The 20,236-nt window shown below is 60.1% G+C and carries 22 protein-coding genes; 21 read left to right on the top strand and 1 reads right to left on the bottom strand.

The genetic code is table 11. The features are described 5' to 3' along the window. Window positions 1-230 precede the first annotated feature (230 nt). Window positions 231-1,049, bottom strand: a complete 819-nt coding sequence (gene suhB, locus H043_RS0112395) for an inositol-phosphate phosphatase (protein ID WP_003227916.1) — start codon at window positions 1,047-1,049, stop codon at window positions 231-233. A 145-nt stretch (window positions 1,050-1,194) separates the two neighbouring features. On the opposite strand from suhB, the gene trmJ reads away from it, so the two are divergent. The 21 genes from trmJ to H043_RS0112290 all read left to right on the top strand — a co-directional run bounded on the left by trmJ (window position 1,195) and on the right by H043_RS0112290 (window position 20,173). Further along, window positions 1,195-1,965 (top strand): tRNA (cytosine(32)/uridine(32)-2'-O)-methyltransferase TrmJ, encoded by a 771-nt coding sequence (gene trmJ / locus H043_RS0112390; protein WP_027612138.1) that lies wholly within the window; start codon window positions 1,195-1,197, stop codon window positions 1,963-1,965. 3 nt (window positions 1,966-1,968) lie between these two features. Next, window positions 1,969-2,745 carry a serine O-acetyltransferase gene (gene cysE / locus H043_RS0112385; protein ID WP_003227913.1) on the top strand — a complete coding sequence of 259 codons (777 nt, stop codon included), beginning with the start codon at window positions 1,969-1,971 and terminating at the stop codon, window positions 2,743-2,745. A 239-nt stretch (window positions 2,746-2,984) separates the two neighbouring features. Further along, on the top strand, window positions 2,985-3,476 hold the full coding sequence (gene iscR, locus H043_RS0112380) for a Fe-S cluster assembly transcriptional regulator IscR (RefSeq protein ID WP_027612137.1): 492 nt from the start codon (window positions 2,985-2,987) through the stop codon (window positions 3,474-3,476). 50 nt (window positions 3,477-3,526) lie between these two features. Then, window positions 3,527-4,741, top strand: coding sequence for an IscS subfamily cysteine desulfurase (locus tag H043_RS0112375; RefSeq protein ID WP_027612136.1), 1,215 nt, complete (start codon window positions 3,527-3,529; stop codon window positions 4,739-4,741). Between the two features lie 83 nt (window positions 4,742-4,824). Further along, on the top strand, window positions 4,825-5,211 hold the full coding sequence (gene iscU / locus H043_RS0112370) for a Fe-S cluster assembly scaffold IscU (RefSeq protein ID WP_003227907.1): 387 nt from the start codon (window positions 4,825-4,827) through the stop codon (window positions 5,209-5,211). 28 nt (window positions 5,212-5,239) lie between these two features. After that, on the top strand, window positions 5,240-5,563 hold the full coding sequence (gene iscA, locus H043_RS0112365) for an iron-sulfur cluster assembly protein IscA (protein WP_003227904.1): 324 nt from the start codon (window positions 5,240-5,242) through the stop codon (window positions 5,561-5,563). Between the two features lie 8 nt (window positions 5,564-5,571). After that, entirely contained in the window at window positions 5,572-6,093 is a 522-nt protein-coding gene (hscB, locus tag H043_RS0112360; RefSeq protein WP_008084660.1) for a co-chaperone HscB, read from the top strand. Between the two features lie 51 nt (window positions 6,094-6,144). Further along, window positions 6,145-8,010, top strand: a complete 1,866-nt coding sequence (gene hscA / locus H043_RS0112355) for a Fe-S protein assembly chaperone HscA (protein ID WP_003227899.1) — start codon at window positions 6,145-6,147, stop codon at window positions 8,008-8,010. Continuing rightward, window positions 8,010-8,351: an ISC system 2Fe-2S type ferredoxin gene (fdx, locus tag H043_RS0112350; protein ID WP_003227897.1), complete on the top strand. Its 342-nt coding sequence runs from the start codon at window positions 8,010-8,012 to the stop codon at window positions 8,349-8,351. Before hscA ends, fdx begins: the two co-directional genes overlap by 1 nt. A gap of 14 nt (window positions 8,352-8,365) precedes the next feature. Further along, on the top strand, window positions 8,366-8,566 hold the full coding sequence (gene iscX, locus H043_RS0112345) for a Fe-S cluster assembly protein IscX (RefSeq protein WP_003227895.1): 201 nt from the start codon (window positions 8,366-8,368) through the stop codon (window positions 8,564-8,566). Window positions 8,567-8,653: 87 nt separating this feature from the next. Further along, entirely contained in the window at window positions 8,654-9,079 is a 426-nt protein-coding gene (gene ndk, locus H043_RS0112340; protein ID WP_007964426.1) for a nucleoside-diphosphate kinase, read from the top strand. 28 nt (window positions 9,080-9,107) lie between these two features. Then, window positions 9,108-10,256: a 23S rRNA (adenine(2503)-C(2))-methyltransferase RlmN gene (gene rlmN, locus H043_RS0112335; protein ID WP_003227893.1), complete on the top strand. Its 1,149-nt coding sequence runs from the start codon at window positions 9,108-9,110 to the stop codon at window positions 10,254-10,256. 12 nt (window positions 10,257-10,268) lie between these two features. Next, window positions 10,269-11,027, top strand: coding sequence for a type IV pilus biogenesis/stability protein PilW (pilW, locus tag H043_RS0112330; protein WP_007964430.1), 759 nt, complete (start codon window positions 10,269-10,271; stop codon window positions 11,025-11,027). Then, window positions 11,027-12,064, top strand: coding sequence for a RodZ family helix-turn-helix domain-containing protein (locus tag H043_RS0112325; protein ID WP_027612135.1), 1,038 nt, complete (start codon window positions 11,027-11,029; stop codon window positions 12,062-12,064). The genes pilW and H043_RS0112325 overlap by 1 nt, the downstream gene beginning before the upstream one ends. 3 nt (window positions 12,065-12,067) lie before the next feature. Further along, on the top strand, window positions 12,068-13,177 hold the full coding sequence (gene ispG / locus H043_RS0112320; RefSeq protein WP_007964434.1) for a flavodoxin-dependent (E)-4-hydroxy-3-methylbut-2-enyl-diphosphate synthase: 1,110 nt from the start codon (window positions 12,068-12,070) through the stop codon (window positions 13,175-13,177). A 36-nt stretch (window positions 13,178-13,213) separates the two neighbouring features. Then, complete coding sequence (gene hisS, locus H043_RS0112315; protein WP_027612134.1) at window positions 13,214-14,503, top strand: histidine--tRNA ligase; 1,290 nt, start codon at window positions 13,214-13,216, stop codon at window positions 14,501-14,503. A 41-nt stretch (window positions 14,504-14,544) separates the two neighbouring features. Beyond that, a complete protein-coding gene (locus tag H043_RS0112310; protein ID WP_007964436.1) occupies window positions 14,545-15,186 on the top strand; it encodes a tetratricopeptide repeat protein in 642 nt (213 codons plus the stop codon). After that, a complete protein-coding gene (gene bamB, locus H043_RS0112305) occupies window positions 15,179-16,330 on the top strand; it encodes an outer membrane protein assembly factor BamB (RefSeq protein ID WP_027612133.1) in 1,152 nt (383 codons plus the stop codon). Before H043_RS0112310 ends, bamB begins: the two co-directional genes overlap by 8 nt. Window positions 16,331-16,542: 212 nt before the next feature. Beyond that, on the top strand, window positions 16,543-18,015 hold the full coding sequence (der, locus tag H043_RS0112300) for a ribosome biogenesis GTPase Der (protein ID WP_027612132.1): 1,473 nt from the start codon (window positions 16,543-16,545) through the stop codon (window positions 18,013-18,015). A gap of 230 nt (window positions 18,016-18,245) precedes the next feature. After that, complete coding sequence (locus H043_RS0112295; RefSeq protein WP_027612131.1) at window positions 18,246-19,394, top strand: pyridoxal phosphate-dependent aminotransferase; 1,149 nt, start codon at window positions 18,246-18,248, stop codon at window positions 19,392-19,394. Continuing rightward, window positions 19,382-20,173, top strand: coding sequence for an amidohydrolase (locus tag H043_RS0112290; RefSeq protein WP_027612130.1), 792 nt, complete (start codon window positions 19,382-19,384; stop codon window positions 20,171-20,173). Before H043_RS0112295 ends, H043_RS0112290 begins: the two co-directional genes overlap by 13 nt. Window positions 20,174-20,236 lie beyond the last annotated feature (63 nt).

The following is a 20,236-nucleotide window of genomic DNA, read 5'->3' as shown; positions in this document are numbered from 1 at the left end:
GAAGCACCCTGCGGGGTGCTTTTTTGTGCCCGGAATTTCTGGCTAAACCCGGATTTCTTGTGGGAGCGAGTCTGCTCGCGAATGCATTCTGACAGTCAATATTGATGTCGGCTGGCATACCGCATTCGCGAGCAGGCTCGCTCCCACATGAAGGTTTTGGTGATCTGAAGATCGAATTCCAGGCATAAAAAAAGCACCCCAAAGGGTGCTTTTTGCTTTTCGCAGGAAGCTTAGCGCTTCAGCGAAGCCGGCAGGTGCGGCTGGATCGCCGTCAGTACTGCCTTGAAGCATTTGGTATTGCCGGCAACGATGTGGCCTTTTTCAAGGAAATCGTGACCGCCGGTGAAGTCGCTCACCAGGCCGCCAGCTTCTTGAATCAGCAGGGCGCCTGCAGCCATGTCCCACTCGGACAGACCCGATTCCCAGAACGCGTCGAAACGACCGGCAGCCACGTAGGCCAGGTCCAGGCTGGCGGAGCCGGCGCGGCGGATGCCGGCAGTCTGGCCAACCAGGGCGCGGAACATGCCCAGGTAGTTGTCGAGGTTGTCCATCTGGTCGTCACGGAACGGGAAGCCAGTGCCCAGCAGAGCGCCGTCGAGGCTGGTGCGACCGCTGACGCGCAGACGACGACCGTTCAGTTGAGCGCCGCGACCACGGCTGGCGGTGAATTCTTCCTGGCGAACCGGATCCAGAACCACTGCGTGCTCCAGGCGACCACGGTATTTGCAGGCAATGCTGACAGCAAAGTGAGGAATGCCACGCAGGAAGTTGGTGGTGCCGTCCAGTGGATCGATGATCCACAGGTACTCTTCGCCTTCGATGCCGTTACCGACGTGCATGCCGGTCTCTTCACCCTGGATCGAGTGATTCGGGTAAGCCTTGCGCAGAGCATCGATGATTTTCTGTTCGGCGGCGCGATCGACCTCGGATACATAATCCTTGGCGTCTTTTTCGTCGACCTTGATGGTATCCAGGCGCTCGATGGAGCGGAAGATCAGTTCACTGGCGCTGCGGGCGGCGCGCAGCGCGATATTCAGCATGGGCTGCATGGATGTGTCACCTAAGGTTGTTAAAGAAAGCCGCGCATTCTATCAGAACTTTTCTTCAGGTGAAGGTCGCTGTTCGCTTTCATAGCTTAACGGTAGGCTGTTCTGTAAGATTTGCACCCCTTTCCTGTGTCCGAGAGCGCCTCCCTTGCTGCAGAACATTCGTGTCGTCCTGGTCAATACCAGCCACCCCGGCAACATCGGCGGGGCCGCGCGCGCCATGAAAAACATGGGTCTGTCGCGGCTGGTGCTGGTCGAACCGCGCCTGTTTCCGCATCACGAAGCCGATGCGCGTGCTTCCGGTGCCGGTGACATCCTTGAAAACGCGCAAGTCGTCGCCACTCTGGAAGACGCCCTGGTCGGCTGCAATCTGGTGCTCGGCACCAGCGCCCGTGACCGGCGCATTCCCTGGCCGCTGCTCGATCCCCGCGAATGCGGGAGCAAAGTGGTCGAGGAAGCGGGGCAGGGCGCACAAATCGCGTTGGTGTTCGGTCGTGAAGACTCCGGCCTGACCAACGAGGAGCTGCAGCGATGTCACTTTCACGTGCACATCCCCTCCGATCCTGAGTTCAGCTCGTTGAACCTCGGGGCGGCGGTGCAGGTGTTGAGCTACGAAGTGCGCATGGCCTGGCTGGCCGCTCAAGGGCAGCCGACCAAGATCGAGAAAGAAGAAGTGGCCTCGGTGAAAAGCGCCGAGCTCGCGACCATGGATGAGCTGGAGCGCTTTTACGAGCATCTGGAGCAGACGCTGGTTGCCATCGAATTCCTCGATCCGGAAAAGCCACGGCACTTGATGGCGCGCCTGCGCCGATTGTACGGACGCAGCTCGGTCAGCCGGGCGGAAATGAATATTTTGCGTGGCATCCTCACGGAAACCCAAAAAGCGGCCCGTGGTGAGCTTCTTAAGCGGAAGGACTGAATGATGTTTGAGCGTTTGCGTGAAGATATCCAGAGCGTATTCCATCGAGACCCGGCGGCGCGTAACGCTTTTGAAGTCCTGACCTGCTACCCCGGTATGCACGCGATCTGGATTCATCGGTTGGCCGGGATGCTGTGGCGCAACGAGCTGAAATGGCTGGCGCGGCTGGTGTCGAACTTCGGTCGCTGGTTGACCGGGATCGAAATTCATCCGGGTGCCAAAGTTGGTCGGCGCTTTTTCATTGACCACGGCATGGGCATCGTCATTGGTGAAACCGCCGAGATCGGCGATGACGTGACCATTTATCAGGGCGTAACCCTCGGCGGCACCAGTTGGAACAAGGGCAAGCGCCACCCGACGCTGGGTGATGGGGTTGTCGTGGGTGCTGGTGCCAAAGTGCTCGGTCCATTCACGGTGGGGGCTGGCGCGAAAGTCGGCTCCAATGCAGTGGTCACCAAGGAAGTGCCGCCGGGCGCCACAGTGGTGGGGATTCCGGGGCGGATCATCGTCAAAACCGATGAAGAGCAGGACGCCAAGCGCAAAGCGATGGCTGAGAAGATCGGCTTCGATGCTTATGGTGTCAGCGAAGACATGCCCGATCCGGTGGCCCGAGCCATCGGTCAGTTGCTCGATCACCTGCAAGCGGTGGATGGACGGCTGGAAGGGATGTGCGGCGCGCTGAAGGATCTGGGCAGTAATTACTGTGCGAAAGATCTGCCTGAGCTGCGCGAAGAAGACTTCGCCTGCGTGAAGGGCAAGGATCAGAGCCAGGCCAGCTAAACCGGGGTGCTGCGTTTCGCGAGCAGGCTCGCTCCCACTGGTGAATGCTTTCCAATGTGGGAGCGAGCCTGCTCGCGAAGAGCGATCTCGCGGTTGCGCTGGCTGTACGCCGCCAGCCTTTGCTATGATGCGCGCGCTCTTTTGCGGGTAAACCCGACTAAAGCACTAGGTCTTATAGTTGACTTAAATGCTCGGGAATTGCATACTCCCGCCCATTCCGAACTCCGTGGTAATTGTCCATGCGACTGACTACAAAAGGCCGATACGCCGTGACCGCCATGCTTGACCTGGCGTTGCACGCGCAGCACGGGCCGGTGTCCCTGGCCGATATCTCCGAGCGCCAAGGCATCTCCCTGTCCTATCTCGAACAGCTTTTCGCCAAGCTGCGCCGCAGTAACCTGGTTTCCAGTGTTCGCGGTCCAGGCGGTGGCTACCAGCTGTCACGCGACATGCAGGGCATCCAGGTGGCTCAGGTGATCGATGCGGTCAACGAATCGGTCGATGCTACAAAGTGCCAAGGCCAGGGCGATTGCCACTCCGGCGACACCTGCCTGACTCATCACCTGTGGTGCGACCTGAGCCTGCAGATTCACGAATTTCTCAGCGGTATCAGCTTGGCCGACCTCGTAACTCGCCGTGAGGTGCAGGAAGTGGCCCAGCGTCAGGATCAGCGTCGTTGCAATGGCAAGGCGCCGCGCCTGAACAAGATTGAAGCGTCCGCCGTCGAATGACAGCCAAAGAGCTAGCGGCACGCCAGCCAGCCTGATTTAGGAGATAGTCCATGAAATTGCCGATTTACCTTGATTACTCTGCGACCACCCCGGTCGATCCGCGCGTTGCGCAAAAGATGAGTGAATGCCTGCTGGTCGACGGAAACTTCGGTAACCCGGCGTCCCGTTCCCACGTGTTCGGCTGGAAAGCTGAAGAGTCCGTCGAAAACGCCCGTCGTCAGGTGGCCGACCTGGTCAACGCCGATCCGCGTGAAATCGTCTGGACATCCGGCGCCACCGAATCCGACAACCTGGCGATCAAAGGTGCGGCGCATTTCTATGGCTCCAAGGGCAAGCACCTGATCACCAGCAAGATCGAACACAAGGCTGTCCTCGATACCATGCGCCAACTGGAGCGTGAAGGCTTCGAGGTCACCTACCTCGAGCCGACCGAAGACGGTCTGATCACTCCGGCGATGATCGAAGCGGCACTGCGCGAAGACACTATCCTGGTGTCGGTGATGCACGTGAACAACGAAATCGGCACCATCAACGACATCGCTGCCATCGGCGAACTGACCCGCTCCAGGGGCGTTCTGCTGCATGTTGACGCGGCTCAGTCCACCGGCAAGGTCGACATCGACCTGCAGAAGCTGAAAGTCGACATGATGTCGTTCTCCGCCCACAAAACCTACGGCCCTAAAGGCATCGGCGCGCTGTACGTCAGCCGCAAGCCGCGTGTGCGCATCGAAGCGACCATGCACGGCGGCGGTCACGAACGCGGCATGCGCTCCGGCACCCTGGCGACCCACCAGATCGTCGGCATGGGCGAAGCGTTCCGTGTAGCCAAGGAAGACATGGCTGCCGAAAACGTGCGCATCAAAGCCCTGAGCGACCGCTTCTACAAGCAGGTCGAGCATCTGGAAGAGCTGTACGTCAACGGCAGCCTGACCGCCCGCGTTCCGCACAACCTGAACCTGAGCTTCAACTACGTTGAAGGCGAGTCGCTGATCATGGCGCTCAAGGATCTGGCGGTATCGTCCGGTTCGGCCTGCACCTCGGCGTCCCTGGAGCCTTCGTACGTGCTGCGTGCCCTCGGCCGCAACGACGAACTGGCACACAGCTCGATCCGTTTCACCTTCGGCCGTTTCACCACCGAAGAAGAAATCGACTACGCCGCGCAGAAAGTCTGCGAGGCCGTTACCAAGCTGCGCGCTCTGTCGCCGCTGTGGGACATGTACAAAGACGGTGTCGACATTTCGAAAATCGAGTGGGCGGCACACTGATTTCAAGTCGCCGCGAACCGGCCCTGCGACCCCAGGTTGCAGGGCTTAAAGAGCGACTCTCTGATGAGTGAGGATTAAGCACCATGGCTTACAGCGAAAAGGTCATCGACCACTACGAAAACCCGCGCAACGTCGGCAAGATGAACGCGGAAGACCCGGATGTCGGCACCGGTATGGTCGGCGCTCCGGCGTGCGGCGACGTGATGCGTCTGCAGATCAAGGTCAACGATCAAGGCGTTATCGAAGACGCCAAGTTCAAGACCTATGGCTGCGGTTCGGCAATCGCTTCCAGCTCCCTGGCCACCGAGTGGATGAAGGGCAAGACGCTGGACGAAGCCGAGACCATCAAGAACACTCAGCTGGCCGAAGAACTGGCTCTGCCGCCAGTGAAAATCCACTGCTCGGTACTCGCTGAAGACGCTATCAAAGCGGCTGTTCGCGACTACAAGCAGAAGAAAGGCTTGATCTAAGCATTGCGCGACGAGTAAGGAGTCAACGATGGCTATCAGCATGACAGAAGCGGCTGCTCGACACGTGCGACGCTCCCTCGACGGGCGCGGCAAAGGTGAAGGGATTCGTCTGGGTGTTCGCACCACGGGCTGTTCCGGCCTTGCCTACGTGCTGGAGTTTGTCGACGAGGTGGTTGCCGAGGATCAGGTGTTCGAAAGTCACGGCGAGAAAGTGATCATCGACCCGAAAAGCCTGGCTTACCTGGACGGCACCGAGCTCGATTTCGTCAAGGAAGGGTTGAACGAAGGCTTCAAGTTCAACAACCCCAACGTACGCGGTGAATGTGGCTGCGGCGAAAGCTTCAACATCTGAGGCTTGTCGTGGGTATTCCTTGTCATTTCGCTTTATTCGAGCTGCAACCGAGCTTTCGCCTGGATCTCGAGCAGTTGGCCACGCGCTACCGTGAGTTGGCGCGTGGCGTTCATCCTGACCGCTTTGCCGACGCATCCGAGCGCGAGCAGCGGTCGGCGCTCGAGCAGTCTGCGCGGCTCAATGACGCATACCAGACGCTCAAGAGTCCGGCCCAGCGTGCACGCTACCTGCTGACCATCAGCGGGCATGAAGTGCCGATGGAAGTCACGGTCCATGATCCCGAGTTTCTTCTGCAGCAGATGCAATGGCGCGAAGAACTCGAAGACCTTCAGGACAGTGCCGACCTTGACGGTGTCGCGGTATTCAAGCGGCGCCTGAAAGTGGCTCAGGAAGAACTCAACGAAAGCTTCGCAGCCTGTTGGGATGATGCGGCGCAACGCGAGCAGGCCGAACGCCTGATGCGGCGCATGCAGTTCCTCGACAAGCTCACCTACGAAGTGCGCCAGTTAGAAGAGCGCCTCGACGATTAACCCAGTGCCGCTCCGGTCGCACGCCTGATATACAGATAAGTCCTGATCACGATGGCCCTACTGCAGATCGCCGAACCCGGCCAAAGTCCTCAACCGCACCAGCGTCGCCTGGCTGTGGGGATCGACTTGGGCACTACCAATTCGCTGGTCGCTGCGTTGCGCAGTGGTCTTTCCGAGCCACTGGCCGACGCTGACGGGCAGGTCATCCTGCCGTCCGCCGTGCGTTACCACGCCGACCGCGTCGAGGTTGGCGAGTCGGCCAAACTGGCCGCGTCCTCCGATCCCTTGAATACTGTGCTGTCGGTCAAGCGCCTGATGGGGCGTGGTTTGTCCGACGTCAAGCAATTGGGCGAGCAACTGCCATACCGCTTTGTCGGCGGCGAATCGCACATGCCGTTCATCGACACCGTACAAGGTCCGAAAAGCCCGGTCGAAGTCTCTGCCGATATCCTCAAGGTTTTGCGTCAGCGTGCTGAAGCGACCCTGGGTGGCGAGCTGGTCGGTGCGGTGATCACCGTTCCGGCGTATTTCGACGATGCGCAGCGCCAAGCCACCAAGGATGCGGCGAAACTCGCCGGTCTGAATGTGCTGCGTCTGCTCAACGAGCCGACCGCTGCCGCCGTGGCGTATGGCCTGGATCAACACGCCGAAGGTCTGGTCGCAATCTATGACCTGGGCGGCGGAACCTTCGATATTTCGATTCTGCGTCTGACTGGCGGTGTTTTCGAAGTGCTGGCCACCGGCGGCGACAGCGCGCTGGGCGGCGATGACTTCGATCACGCGATTGCCGGCTGGATTATCGAGAGCGCCGGCCTGTCTGCCGATCTCGACCCGGGCGCACAACGCAATCTGCTGCAAACCGCCTGTGCGGCCAAAGAAGCCCTGACCGATGCGGCCAGCGTTGAAGTCGCCTACGGTGACTGGAAAGCGCAGCTGACCCGCGAAGCCTTCGATGCGCTGATCGAGCCGATGGTTGCTCGCAGCCTGAAAGCCTGCCGCCGCGCCGTGCGTGATTCCGGTATCGAACTGGAAGACGTGCATGCCGTGGTCATGGTCGGTGGTTCGACCCGTGTGCCGCGCGTTCGTGAAGCCGTCGCCGAAGCCTTCGGTCGTCAGCCGCTGACCGAAATCGACCCGGATCAAGTGGTGGCCATCGGGGCCGCGATCCAGGCGGATACGCTGGCTGGCAACAAGCGTGATGGCGGCGAACTGCTGCTGCTCGACGTGATTCCACTGTCCCTTGGGCTGGAAACCATGGGCGGGCTGATGGAGAAGGTGATTCCGCGCAACACCACCATCCCGGTCGCCCGTGCGCAGGACTTCACTACTTATAAAGACGGCCAGTCGGCCATGGCGATCCATGTGCTGCAGGGTGAGCGCGAGCTGATCAGCGATTGCCGCTCCCTGGCGCGCTTCGAACTGCGCGGCATTCCGGCGATGGTGGCCGGTGCGGCGAAGATTCGCGTGACCTTCCAGGTCGATGCCGACGGCCTGCTCAGCGTGTCTGCCCGCGAACTGGGTTCGGGCGTCGAGGCGAGCATTCAGGTCAAACCGTCCTACGGTCTGACCGACGGTGAAATCGCCAAGATGCTCAAGGACTCGTTCCAGCACGCCAATGACGACAAGGTCGCCCGCGTCCTGCGTGAGCAGCAAGTTGATGCCCAGCGCCTGATCGAAGCGGTGCAGGGCGCTCTGGAGGCTGATGGCGAGCGTTTGCTCGACGCCGAAGAGCGCATGGTCATCGAGCTGCAGATGCAGGAACTGGCCGAACTGATGAAAGGCACCGATGGTTACGCCATCGAGCAGCAGACCAAGCGTCTGTCGCAAGTGACCGATGCTTTTGCTGCCCGCCGCATGGATCTGACGGTGAAAGCCGCTCTGTCGGGGCGCAATCTGAATGAAATCGAGGATATCTGATGCCGCAGGTCATTTTTCTGCCCCACGAGAAGTTCTGCCCTGAAGGCATGGTGGTCGAGGCCGAACCCGGCACTTCGATTCTCGATCTGGCTCACGAACACCACATCGAGATGGAAAGCGCCTGCGGCGGCGTCTGCGCCTGCACCACTTGCCACTGCATCATCCGCGAGGGTTTCGACTCGCTGGAAGAGGCGGACGAGCTGGAAGAAGACTTCCTCGATCGCGCCTGGGGTCTGGAGGCGCAATCGCGTCTGGCCTGTCAGGCTATCGTTGGTGAAGAAGACATCACCGTCGAGATTCCGAAATATTCGCTTAACCATGCGGCCGAAGCGCCGCACTGACTGGTAAGACTGTCATGAGCTACGGTTGGAATGATGTTCAACGTATTGCAGAAGAGCTGGCCGAGACCCATGAGGGGCTCGATCCGTACTCTGTAGGTTTCGTCCGTCTGCAGCATATGATCGAGGAGCTGCCTGACTTCGATAAGACCTCTGGCCGCGTTGGCGAGAAGGTGTTGGAAAGGGTTCAGGAGCTTTGGGCCGCAGAATTGGACTGATCGTCTCGCAGGTTAGGCAATACCCAAGAACCCGCGTATAATTCGCGGGTTTAATTTTTCGCAAATTACTGTTTCTGGAGTTACACCATGGCTGTTCAACGTACTTTCTCCATCATCAAGCCTGACGCTGTTGCAAAAAACGTCATCGGCGAGATCACCACTCGTTTCGAAAAAGCAGGCCTGCGCGTTGTAGCTTCGAAACTGAAGCAACTGTCCAAAGCCGAAGCTGAAGGCTTCTACGCTGAGCACAAAGAGCGCGGTTTCTTCGGCGACCTGGTTGCTTTCATGATCTCCGGTCCTGTTGTTGTTCAGGTTCTGGAAGGCGAAAACGCTATCGCTCTGAACCGTGAGCTGATGGGCGCTACCAACCCTAAAGAAGCTGCTGCTGGCACCATCCGTGCTGACTTCGCCGAGTCGATCGACGCCAACGCCGTTCACGGTTCGGACTCCGAAGCCGCTGCTGCTCGCGAAATCTCGTACTTCTTCGCAGCTACTGAAGTAACCACTCGCTAAGCATTGCTTAAAGAGTGAAGGTGAATCCATGACTACATCGACTGTTAAAACAAACCTGCTGGGTCTGACCCAGCCGGAAATGGAAAAATTCTTCGACTCAATCGGGGAGAAGCGTTTCCGTGCCGGTCAGGTAATGAAATGGATTCACCATTTTGGCGTCGATGATTTCGACGCCATGACGAACGTCAGCAAGGCCTTGCGCGACAAGCTCAAGGCTATTGCTGAGGTCCGTGGTCCCGAAGTGGTCAGCGAGGACATTTCCAGCGACGGCACCCGCAAGTGGGTGGTGCGCGTGGCGTCCGGCAGCTGTGTCGAGACCGTGTACATTCCCCAGGGCAAACGCGGCACGCTGTGCGTTTCGTCCCAGGCAGGCTGTGCCCTGGACTGCAGTTTCTGCTCCACCGGCAAGCAAGGCTTCAACAGCAACCTCACCGCCGCCGAAGTCATCGGTCAGGTGTGGATTGCCAACAAATCCTTCGGCAGTGTTCCCGCCACCATCGACCGCGCCATCACCAACGTGGTGATGATGGGCATGGGCGAACCGCTGCTGAACTTCGACAACGTCGTGGCCGCCATGCATCTGATGATGGATGACCTGGGCTACGGGATCTCCAAGCGCCGCGTGACCCTGTCCACTTCGGGCGTGGTGCCGATGATCGATGAGCTGGCCAAGCACATCGACGTCTCCCTGGCGTTGTCCCTGCACGCACCGAATGACGCATTGCGTAACCAATTGGTGCCGATCAACAAGAAATATCCGCTTAAGATGCTGCTCGAGTCGTGCCAGCGCTACATGTCCGCCCTGGGCGAGAAACGTGTGCTGACCATCGAGTACACCTTGCTCAAGGACGTCAACGACAAGCTTGAGCACGCCGTGGAAATGATCGAGCTGCTCAAAGACATTCCGTGCAAGATCAACCTGATTCCGTTCAACCCGTTCCCGCATTCCGGGTACGAGCGGCCGAGCAACAACGCCATTCGTCGGTTCCAGGATCAGTTGCATCAGGCCGGCTTTAACGTCACTGTCCGCACCACCCGTGGTGAAGACATCGACGCTGCATGTGGTCAATTGGTAGGGCAGGTGCTGGATCGCACCCGTCGCAGTGAACGTTACATCGCCGTGCGCGAGTTGAGCGCCGACAGCGATCTGGCACAGAACGCCGCGAACACTAACTAAGAGAGGATCTCTATGTCCCTGCGCTTTGCGCTGCTGTTGCTGATGGCCAGCCTGTGTGCTGGTTGTGTCCTGTCGGGTGACTACAACCCGATGAAGACCAGCAAGGGCCGCGACGAAGCGCGTGCCGCCTACGTGCAGCTGGGACTGGGATACTTGCAGCAAGGGATGACCGAGCGCGCCAAGGTGCCGCTGAAGAAGGCGCTGGAGCTGGACGGCTCCGATCCTGATGCCAACGCTGCCCTCGGCCTGGTGTTCCAGGCCGAAATGGAGCCGAAGCTGGCCGACGAACATTTCCGCAAAGCCCTGTCCTCGCGTCCCACCGATGCACGAATCCTCAATAACTACGGCAGTTTTCTCTACGAAGAACAGCGTTACAAGGAAGCCTACGAGCGTTTTGAGCAGGCAGCCGCCGATACCCTGTATCCTGAGCGTTCGCGAGTCTTCGAGAACCTCGGCATGACCGCCTCGAAACTCGGTCAGCGGGATCTGGCACAGCAGCAACTGGAAAAAGCCCTGCGGCTGAACCGTCAACAACCGCGCGCTTTGCTGGAAATGGCTGAGTTGTCCTTCGAAGACAGGCATTATGTGCCCGCGCGTGACTATTACGACCGTTTCAGCCTGCTAACCGAGCAAAATGCACGTAGTCTATTGCTCGGCGTTCGGCTGGCAAAAGTGTTTGAAGATCGCGACAAGGCCGCCAGTTATGGCCTGCAATTAAAACGACTCTATCCCGGTACGCCGGAATATCAGCAATACCTGTCGGAGCAATGATGAAAGCGGCGCATCCCGAAGTTGTAGCAGCGACTCGCGTTAATCCCGGTGAGACTTTGCGCCAGGCCCGCGAAAGCAATGGCTGGTCGCTGGCCGAAGTGGCCCTCAAGCTCAACCTCACCGTGACTTCCCTGAGCAATCTTGAAGCTGGCGCTTTCGACAAGCTGCCAGGGCATACCTTCGCTCGCGGTTACATTCGCGCTTACGCCAAGTTGCTTGGCATGGACCAGACCGTTCTGGTTCAGCAATTCGACCAGTCCACCGGTACCGACTCCCAAGGCAGCAATGTGCATGCGCTGGGTCGTATCGAAGAGCCGGTGCGGGTTTCACACACTATTTTGCGTATTGTCAGCCTGCTGTTGCTGGTCGCGGTCATCGGCGGCGGTTTCGTCTGGTGGCAGGATCAGACCTCGCAGCGCAGCAAGGACGTGACCAGCCTGGCCCCGGAGCACGTTGAAGTCGAAGGCGCCGACGGCACCACACAGATTCACCCGATCGACGAGCCGGAAGACCAGGCCGTGGCCGAAGGTCAGGCCGAGGGCGCGACAGCTCTGGCACTGCCGCAATCGGAAACCACCGCTGAATCGACCGGTGCCGAGCCGGTTGCTCCGGCCACCGCACCCGCCGCCCCGGCTGCGACCACGCCGGCGGCACCGGTTCATACACCGGCCCCGGCTGTGGCGGCTCCGGCGACTCCGGCACCGAATGCCCCGGCCACACCAGCGCCGACGGTCACCGCACCAGTGGTCGCGGCTACCCCTGCGCCGACCGCAGAAGCAGCTGTCCCAGCGGCTGGCGACGGCCAGGTGCAACTGCAGTTCACCGCCGATTGCTGGGCACAGGTCACCGATGGTCGCGGCAAAGTGCTGTTCAGCGGTCTGAAACATAAAGGCGAAAGCGTTTCGGTTTCCGGCAAACCGCCACTGGCGGTGCGCCTGGGTGTGGCTCGCGCCGCACAGGTCAGCTACAACGGCCAACCGGTCGATATCGCTCCGTTCACCAGTGGCGAGACTGCTCGCCTGAAGTTGGGTCAATAAGTCATGCACGGCGAATCTCCAATCAAACGTCGCGTTTCGCGCAAGATCTGGGTCGGTAACGTACCTGTTGGCGGCGATGCGCCCATCGCTGTGCAGAGCATGACCAACAGCGACACCAATGATGTGGCTGCCACCGTCGCCCAGATCAATCGTCTGGAAGCCGCCGGCGTCGACATCGTCCGTGTTTCGGTACCGGACATGGACGCCGCCGAGGCGTTCGGCAGGATCAAGCAACTGGTCAAGGTGCCGCTGGTTGCCGACATCCACTTCGACTACAAGATCGCTCTGCGCGTCGCCGAACTGGGTGTGGACTGTCTGCGCATCAACCCGGGCAACATCGGTCGTGAAGACCGGGTGCGTGCCGTGGTCGATGCCGCCCGTGATCGCGGGATTCCGATTCGTATCGGCGTCAACGCCGGCTCGCTGGAAAAAGACCTGCAGAAGAAATACGGCGAACCGACCCCGGCTGCACTGGTCGAGTCCGCGCTGCGTCACGTCGAGCACCTCGAGCGCCTGAATTTCCAGGACTTCAAGGTCAGCGTGAAAGCCTCCGACGTGTTCATGGCCGTTGAAGCCTACCGTCTGCTGGCGAAAGAAATCGTCCAGCCGCTGCACCTGGGCATCACCGAAGCCGGTGGTTTGCGTTCGGGCACAGTGAAATCCGCCGTGGGCCTAGGTATGCTGCTCGCCGAGGGGATTGGCGATACTATCCGCATCTCGCTGGCGGCCGATCCGGTCGAGGAAGTGAAGGTCGGTTACGACATTCTCAAGTCTTTGCATCTGCGTTCCCGTGGCATCAACTTCATCGCCTGCCCGAGCTGCTCGCGGCAGAACTTCGATGTGGTCAAGACCATGAACGAGCTGGAAGGGCGCCTTGAAGACCTGCTGGTGCCGCTGGATGTCGCGGTGATCGGTTGCGTGGTCAACGGCCCCGGCGAAGCCAAGGAAGCCCATATCGGCTTGACCGGCGGCACGCCAAACCTGATTTACATCGACGGCAAGCCGTCGCAGAAACTGACGAATGACAATCTGGTGGACGAGCTGGAAAAGCTGATCCGCGAGAAAGCGGCCGAGAAGGTCGAAGCTGACGCAGCGGTCATCGCGCGCGGCTGAGCCTGACTGAAAGCCGAATGAATTTAAGGATTTAAAGTGAGCAAGTCTCTGCAAGCCATTCGTGGCATGAACGACATCCTGCCCGAACAGACCCCGCTGTGGCGTTATTTCGAGGGCACTGTCGCGCGTCTGCTGGATAACTACGGTTACAAGCAGATCCGCATGCCAATCGTCGAATTCACCGAGCTGTTCAAACGCTCGATCGGTGAAGTGACCGACATCGTCGAAAAAGAGATGTACACCTTCGAAGACCGCAACGGCGACTCCCTGACCCTGCGTCCGGAAGGCACCGCGGCGTGCGTGCGTGCAGTGCTCGAGCACGGCATCACCGGCGGTGGCCAGGTGCAGAAACTCTGGTACATCGGCCCGATGTTCCGCCACGAGCGTCCGCAGAAAGGCCGTTATCGCCAGTTCCACCAGATCGGTCTGGAGGTGTTCAACCTCGACGGTCCGGACATCGACGCCGAACTGATCATCATGACCTGGCGCCTGTGGGGCGAGCTGGGTATCCGTGATGCGGTCAAGCTCGAACTCAACAGCCTGGGCACCAGCGAGTCCCGTGGTCGCTATCGTGAAGCGCTGGTCGAGTACCTCTCGGCGCACCACGACAAGCTCGACGAAGACAGCCAGCGTCGCCTGAAAACCAACCCGCTGCGCGTGCTCGACACCAAAAATGCCGACACTCAAGCCGTACTGGTCGATGCGCCGAAGATGGCCGACTACCTGGACGACGAATCCCGTGCGCACTTCGAAGGTCTGAAGGCGCGTCTGGACGCGGTTGGCATCCCGTACGTGCTCAACCCGAAACTGGTGCGCGGCCTCGATTACTACAGCAAAACCGTATTCGAATGGGTCACCGACAAGCTCGGCGCCCAGGGCACTGTCTGCGCGGGCGGTCGTTACGACGGTCTGGTCGAGCAGATGGGCGGCAAGCCGACTACAGGCGTGGGTTTCGCCATGGGCATCGAGCGTCTGGTGTTGATGCTCGAAACCCTGGAGCAGATCCCGGAAGAAATCTCCCGTCAGGTCGACGTTTACCTCTGCGCCTTTGGCGAGGAGGCCGAACTGGCCGGTCTGGCCTTGGCCGAGCGTGTGCGTGACCAGCTTCCAAACCTGCGTCTGCAAGTCAATGCCGGCGCCGGCAGCTTCAAAAGCCAGTTCAAGAAAGCCGACAAGAGCGGTGCGCTGTACGCACTGATCCTGGGTGACGACGAAATGGCCCAGCAAGTGGTAGGTTTCAAACCCCTGCGTGGCCAGGGCGAACAACAAAGCATTGCCTGGGATGCGCTTGCCGCTCACCTGGCCACCTGCGTCGTGCAGGGTTGAAGCTGTCTAAACAGCCGATTTAGCGATTAAGGAGTATTGGGGTGTCGAGTACCGAAGACGAACAGTTGGCGGATTTGAAGGACTGGTGGACACGCAACGGCAAACCTCTGGTCACCGGCGGCCTGTTGGCGCTGGTCATCGTGTTCGGCTGGCAGGCTTTTCACAAGTATCAGAGCAACCAGTCGCAAGGCGCCTCGGTGCTCTATCAGCAACTGCTGGAAACCACGCTGACCCCGGACGGCAAGCCTGACGCTGCCCGCGTTGCGGATCTGGCCGGCAAGCTCAACAGCGAATTCGGCGGCACCGCGTACGCGCAGTACGGCAGCCTGTTCGTGGCCAAAGTAGCGGTCGACAGCGGTAAGCTGGACGACGCTGCGACTGAACTCAAAGCCATCGTTGCCAAACCGGCCAACCCGGCGCTGGGCGAAATCGCCCGTCAGCGTCTGGCGCAGGTGCTGGGTGCGCAGAACAAGGCCGATGAAGCCCTGAAGCTGCTCGACGGCGATGCCGACAAGGCGTTCCTGGCCACTCGCGAAGAACTCAAGGGTGATCTGCTGGTTCAGCTGGGTCGTACCGACGAGGCGAACACTGCGTATCAAAAAGCCAAGGCGGCACTGTCGGATGAAGCGGCAGTCGGTGGCCTTCAAATCAAGCTCGACGACCTGGCCAAAGGGGATGCGTGACGTGATCCGTTGGAAGCATGCAGCATTGCTGGCTCTGGCCATTCTGGCCGCGGGTTGCAGCAGCAACAGCAAAAAAGAACTGCCACCGGCCGAGCTGACCGACTTCAAAGAAGAAGTGGTTCTGCAAAAGCAGTGGAGCCGTTCGATCGGTGACGGTCAGGGCGAAACCTACAACATGCTGGTGCCGGCGATCGATGGTGACACCATCTACGCGGCCGATGTGACCGGCGTGCTGATGGCCATGGATCGCAGCAATGGCGACGTGAAGTGGAAAAAGGATCTTGAACTGCCTGTCTCCGGCGCCGTTGGCGTAGGTTACGGCCTGGTCACGATCGGTACCCTTAAGGGTGAAATCGTTGCCCTCGACGCCATCAACGGCGAAGAGAAGTGGCGCGCCCGGGTTTCCAGCGAAGTCCTCGCGCCACCGGCCAACAACGGTGACGTCGTAGTGGTACAGACTCAGGACGATCGTCTGATCGGTCTGGACGCGGCTACCGGCGACCGTCGCTGGACCTACGACAGCACCCCTGCGGTACTGACCCTGCGCGGCACCAGCGCCCCCGTGGTGACCAACCGCCTCGCGGTGGCTGGCCTGTCGACCGGTAAAGTGGTCGCCCTGGACATTTCCAACGGCGTGCCGGTCTGGGAACAACGGGTCGCGATTCCAACCGGTCGTTCGGAACTGGAGCGCGTGGTCGACATCGACGGCGGTCTGCTGCTGTCCGGCGAAACGTTGTACGTTGCCAGCTACCAGGGTCGCGTTGCGGCACTCGACCTGCAAAGCGGTCGCCAATTGTGGCAGCGCGATGCATCGAGCTATGCCGGTGTCGCTCAAGGTTTCGGAAACGTCTACGTGAGCCTGTCTTCGGGCACCGTTGAAGGCGTTGACGAGCGTTCGACCACTGCACTGTGGAGCAACGACTCGCTGGCTCGCCGCCAACTGTCGGCTCCGGAAGTGTTCTCCAGCTACGTAGCCGTCGGTGACCTGGAAGGTTACCTGCACCTGTTGAGCCAGGTGGACGGTCGTTTTGTGGGTCGTGAGCGTATCGACAGTGACGGCCTGCGTGCCCGTCCGCTGGTGGTGGGCAACACGATCTATGTGTATGGCAACAGCGGCAAACTGGAAGCCCTGACCATCAAGTAACAACTATGCTTGGGGTTAACGCCCCAGGCAGCTTCATTTGTGGGAGCGGGCTTGCTCGCGAAGGGCTTCAACGAAGACACGTACAGCCTGAATAAACGCGGTGCTGCTACGGTTTTTCGCGAGCAAGCCCGCTCCCACAGTGTTGCCCCGAGCACCAGCCGCTGCCTCGCAGCGGCTTTTGTATTTTCTGAAATAACGAAGTGGAGAGCCGCATGGTTCCCGTAATCGCCCTGGTGGGCCGACCGAACGTCGGCAAATCCACCTTGTTCAACCGCCTGACCAGGACTCGCGACGCCATCGTCGGCGACTTGTCCGGTCTGACCCGTGATCGCCAGTACGGTGAGGCCAAGTGGCAAGGGCGTTCCTACATTCTGATCGACACCGGCGGTATCTCCGGTGACGAACACGGTATGGACGAAAAAATGGCCGAGCAGTCGCTGCTGGCCATTGAAGAAGCGGATGTTGTGCTGTTCCTGGTAGATGCCAAGGCCGGTTTCACCGCCGCCGACCAGATGATCGCCGAACACTTGCGCAAGCGTAACAAGCGTTCCCACGTGGTTGCCAACAAGGTCGACAACATCGACCCGGAAATGGCCCGCGCTGAATTTGCCCCGCTGGGCATGGGCCACGCGATCCCGATCGCCGGTGCTCACGGCCGTGGTATCACTCAACTGCTGGAAGCGGCACTGAGCGATTTCCCGCGTGATGATGACGAACCGGCGGAAGGCGAAGAGGAAGAGATCGTTGCCGAAGGCGAGGAAGCCAAGCGCATTCCTGGCCCGAGCGAAAAAGACGGGATCAAGATCGCCATCATCGGCCGTCCGAACGTCGGCAAGTCGACCCTGGTCAACCGCATGCTCGGTGAAGACCGGGTAATCGTCTACGACCAGCCCGGCACCACCCGCGACAGTATCTACATCCCGTTCGAGCGTAACGACGAGAAGTACACGCTGATCGACACCGCCGGTGTGCGCAAGCGCGGCAAGATCCACGAAGAAGTCGAAAAATTCTCCGTGGTCAAAACCCTGCAGGCGATCAAAGACGCCAACGTGGTGATCTTCGTGATGGACGCCCGCGAAGGCGTGGTCGATCACGACCTCAACCTGCTGGGCTTTGCCCTCGAAGCCGGTCGTGCGCTGGTGATCGCAATCAACAAATGGGACGGCATGACCCCGAGCGAGCGTGACTTCGTCAAGGTCGAGCTGCAACGTCGGCTGTTCTTCGTCGACTTCGCCGACATTCACTTCATCTCGGCGCTGCACGGCACTGGCGTGGGCAACCTCTACGCCTCGGTGCAGAACTCGTTCAAGTCTGCGGTTACCCGCTGGCCGACCAGCCGCCTGACGCAGATTCTCGAAGACGCGGTCAGCGAGCACCAGCCGCCGATGGTCAACAGCCGCCGGATCAAGCTGCGTTACGCTCACCTGGGTGGTGCGAACCCGCCGATCATCGTGATCCACGGTAACCAGATCGAGAAAGTGCCGAAGTCGTATGTGCGCTATCTGGAGAACACTTACCGCCGTGTGCTGAAGCTGGTCGGTACGCCGATCCGCATCGAGTTCAAAGGTGGCGAGAACCCGTACGAAGGCAACAAGAACACGCTGACCGACCGCCAGGTCAACAAGAAGCGTCGCTTGATGTCGCACAACAAGAAAGCCAGCAAGAAACGCCGCGACAAGAAGTGATCAGGTTGTAGGAATGCTCAACCGCTTCTGTAGGAGCTGGCGAAGCCTGCGATCTTTTGACTTTGCTTTGAAAGCAAGATCAAAAGATCGCAGCCTGCGGCAGCTCCTACAGGGTTCGGCGATAAAGAGGGTGCTCAGTTGGGCGCCCTTTTTTTATGGGCGCCGGATGGGCTATTCTCGGGCTCTCCCGCGCCGCCGTCAGAGCCGGGTGTAGAGCAGGGAACCCCTCGATGATCACCAGTAAGCTGCCGAATGTCGGCATCACTATTTTCACGCAGATGTCTCAGCTCGCGGCGCAGACCGGAGCGATCAACCTGTCCCAGGGTTTTCCTGACTTCGACGGCCCGCAGTCCCTGCGTGACGCGGTCGGTCGGCATATCGCCAGCGGCCACAATCAATACTCACCGATGACCGGCCTGCCGGCGCTGCGCGAGCAAATCGCGGCGAAAATCGCGCGCAGCTATGGCGTGAAAGTCGATGCCGACAGCGAAGTGACCGTAACGCCGGGCGCGACCCAGGCGATCTTCTGTGCGATTCAGGCGGTTATCCACAGCGGTGACGAAGTCATCGTGTTCGACCCGTGCTACGACAGCTATGAACCGGCGACGCAGTTGGCGGGCGGCCGCTGCGTGCATGTGCAACTGAACCCGCACGATTTCTCCATCGATTTCGACAAGCTCGCCGCGGCCCTCAGCCCGCGCACGAAAATGATCGTCATCAACACACCGCACAACCCGAGCGGTGCACTGATCAGCCGTGCCGAACTGGATCAACTGGCGGAGTTGATCCGTGGTCGCGACATCTATCTGATCAGCGACGAGGTGTACGAACACTTGGTGTTCGACGGCGTGCCGCATGTCAGTGTGTTGGCTCACGAAGAGCTGTATCAGCGCGCCTTCGTGGTCAGCTCGTTCGGCAAGACCTACCACGTCACCGGCTGGAAAACCGGTTACGTGGTTGCACCGCCGGCGCTGACCGCCGAGCTGCGCAAAGTGCACCAGTACGTCAGTTTCTGCGGTGTCACGCCGCTGCAATATGCCCTGGCCGATTACATGGCCGAGCACCCGGAACACGTCGAAGAGCTTCCGGGTTTCTATCAGGCCAAGCGCGACCTGTTCTGCGATTTGCTGGCGCCGTCGCGCTTTACCTTCACCCGCGTCACCGGCACGTATTTCCAGTTGGTCGACTACTCGCAGATCCGCCCTGACTTGAACGACGTCGACATGGCGATCTGGATGACTCGCGAACACGGCGTGGCGAGCATTCCGGTGTCGGTGTTCTACCAGAATCCACCCGAAGGCCAGCGCCTGGTGCGCCTGTGCTTCGCCAAACGCGAGGAGACGCTGCGCGAAGCAGCGGCAAAACTATGCGTGATCTGAGTGCATTGCCCGATCTCAATCTGGCGCTGATCCAGACCAGCCTGGCCTGGCATGATCGTCAGGCCAACCTCGAGCACTTCGAGGTGCTGCTGGAGCAGGCCCGAAGCGCCGACCTGATCATCCTGCCGGAGATGTTCACCACTGGCTTCTCCATGGAGTCGGAAACCCTCGCCGAAGCCGAGCATGGCCCGACCAGCAAGTGGATGAAGGCGCAGGCCGTGAAACTGAATGCGGTGATCACCGGCAGCGTGATCATTCAGGCGGCGGACGGCAGCCATCGCAATCGCCTGCTGTGGGCACGCCCGGACGGCGAAGTCTGGCATTACGACAAGCGCCACCTGTTCCGCATGGCCGGTGAGCACAACCACTACACCCCCGGCGAGCGCCAGGTGCAGTTCGAACTCAAGGGCTGGCGTATCCGCCCGCTGATCTGCTACGACCTGCGTTTCCCGGTGTGGAGTCGCGATGCGCAGGACACCGATCTGCTGCTATACACCGCCAACTGGCCGGGTGCACGGCGTCTGCACTGGAACCGCTTGTTGCCGGCGCGGGCGATTGAAAACCTGTGCTACGTGGCGGCAGTGAACCGGATCGGCACCGACGGCAAGGGCTTCGCCTATACCGGCGACAGTCAGGTGCTGGATTTCCAGGGCGAGACGTTGCTGGCGGCGGGGGAGGCCGACGGCGTGTTCAAGGTTGTGCTGGAGGCCGCGCCACTGGCGGCGTATCGGGAGCGCTTTCCGGCCAATCTGGATGCAGATACCTTCGAGTTCACCTGATACTCGCAGCGCCTGTCAGGACGCCTTCGCGAGCAGGCTCGCTCCCACAGGGAAATGCATTCC

The sequence above is a fragment of the Pseudomonas sp. URIL14HWK12:I6 genome (assembly GCF_000514195.1).
Lineage (GTDB): Bacteria > Pseudomonadota > Gammaproteobacteria > Pseudomonadales > Pseudomonadaceae > Aquipseudomonas > Aquipseudomonas putida_A.
Note: the sequence above shows the minus strand (reverse complement) of the source record. Positions and strands in the feature narration are given on the sequence as shown.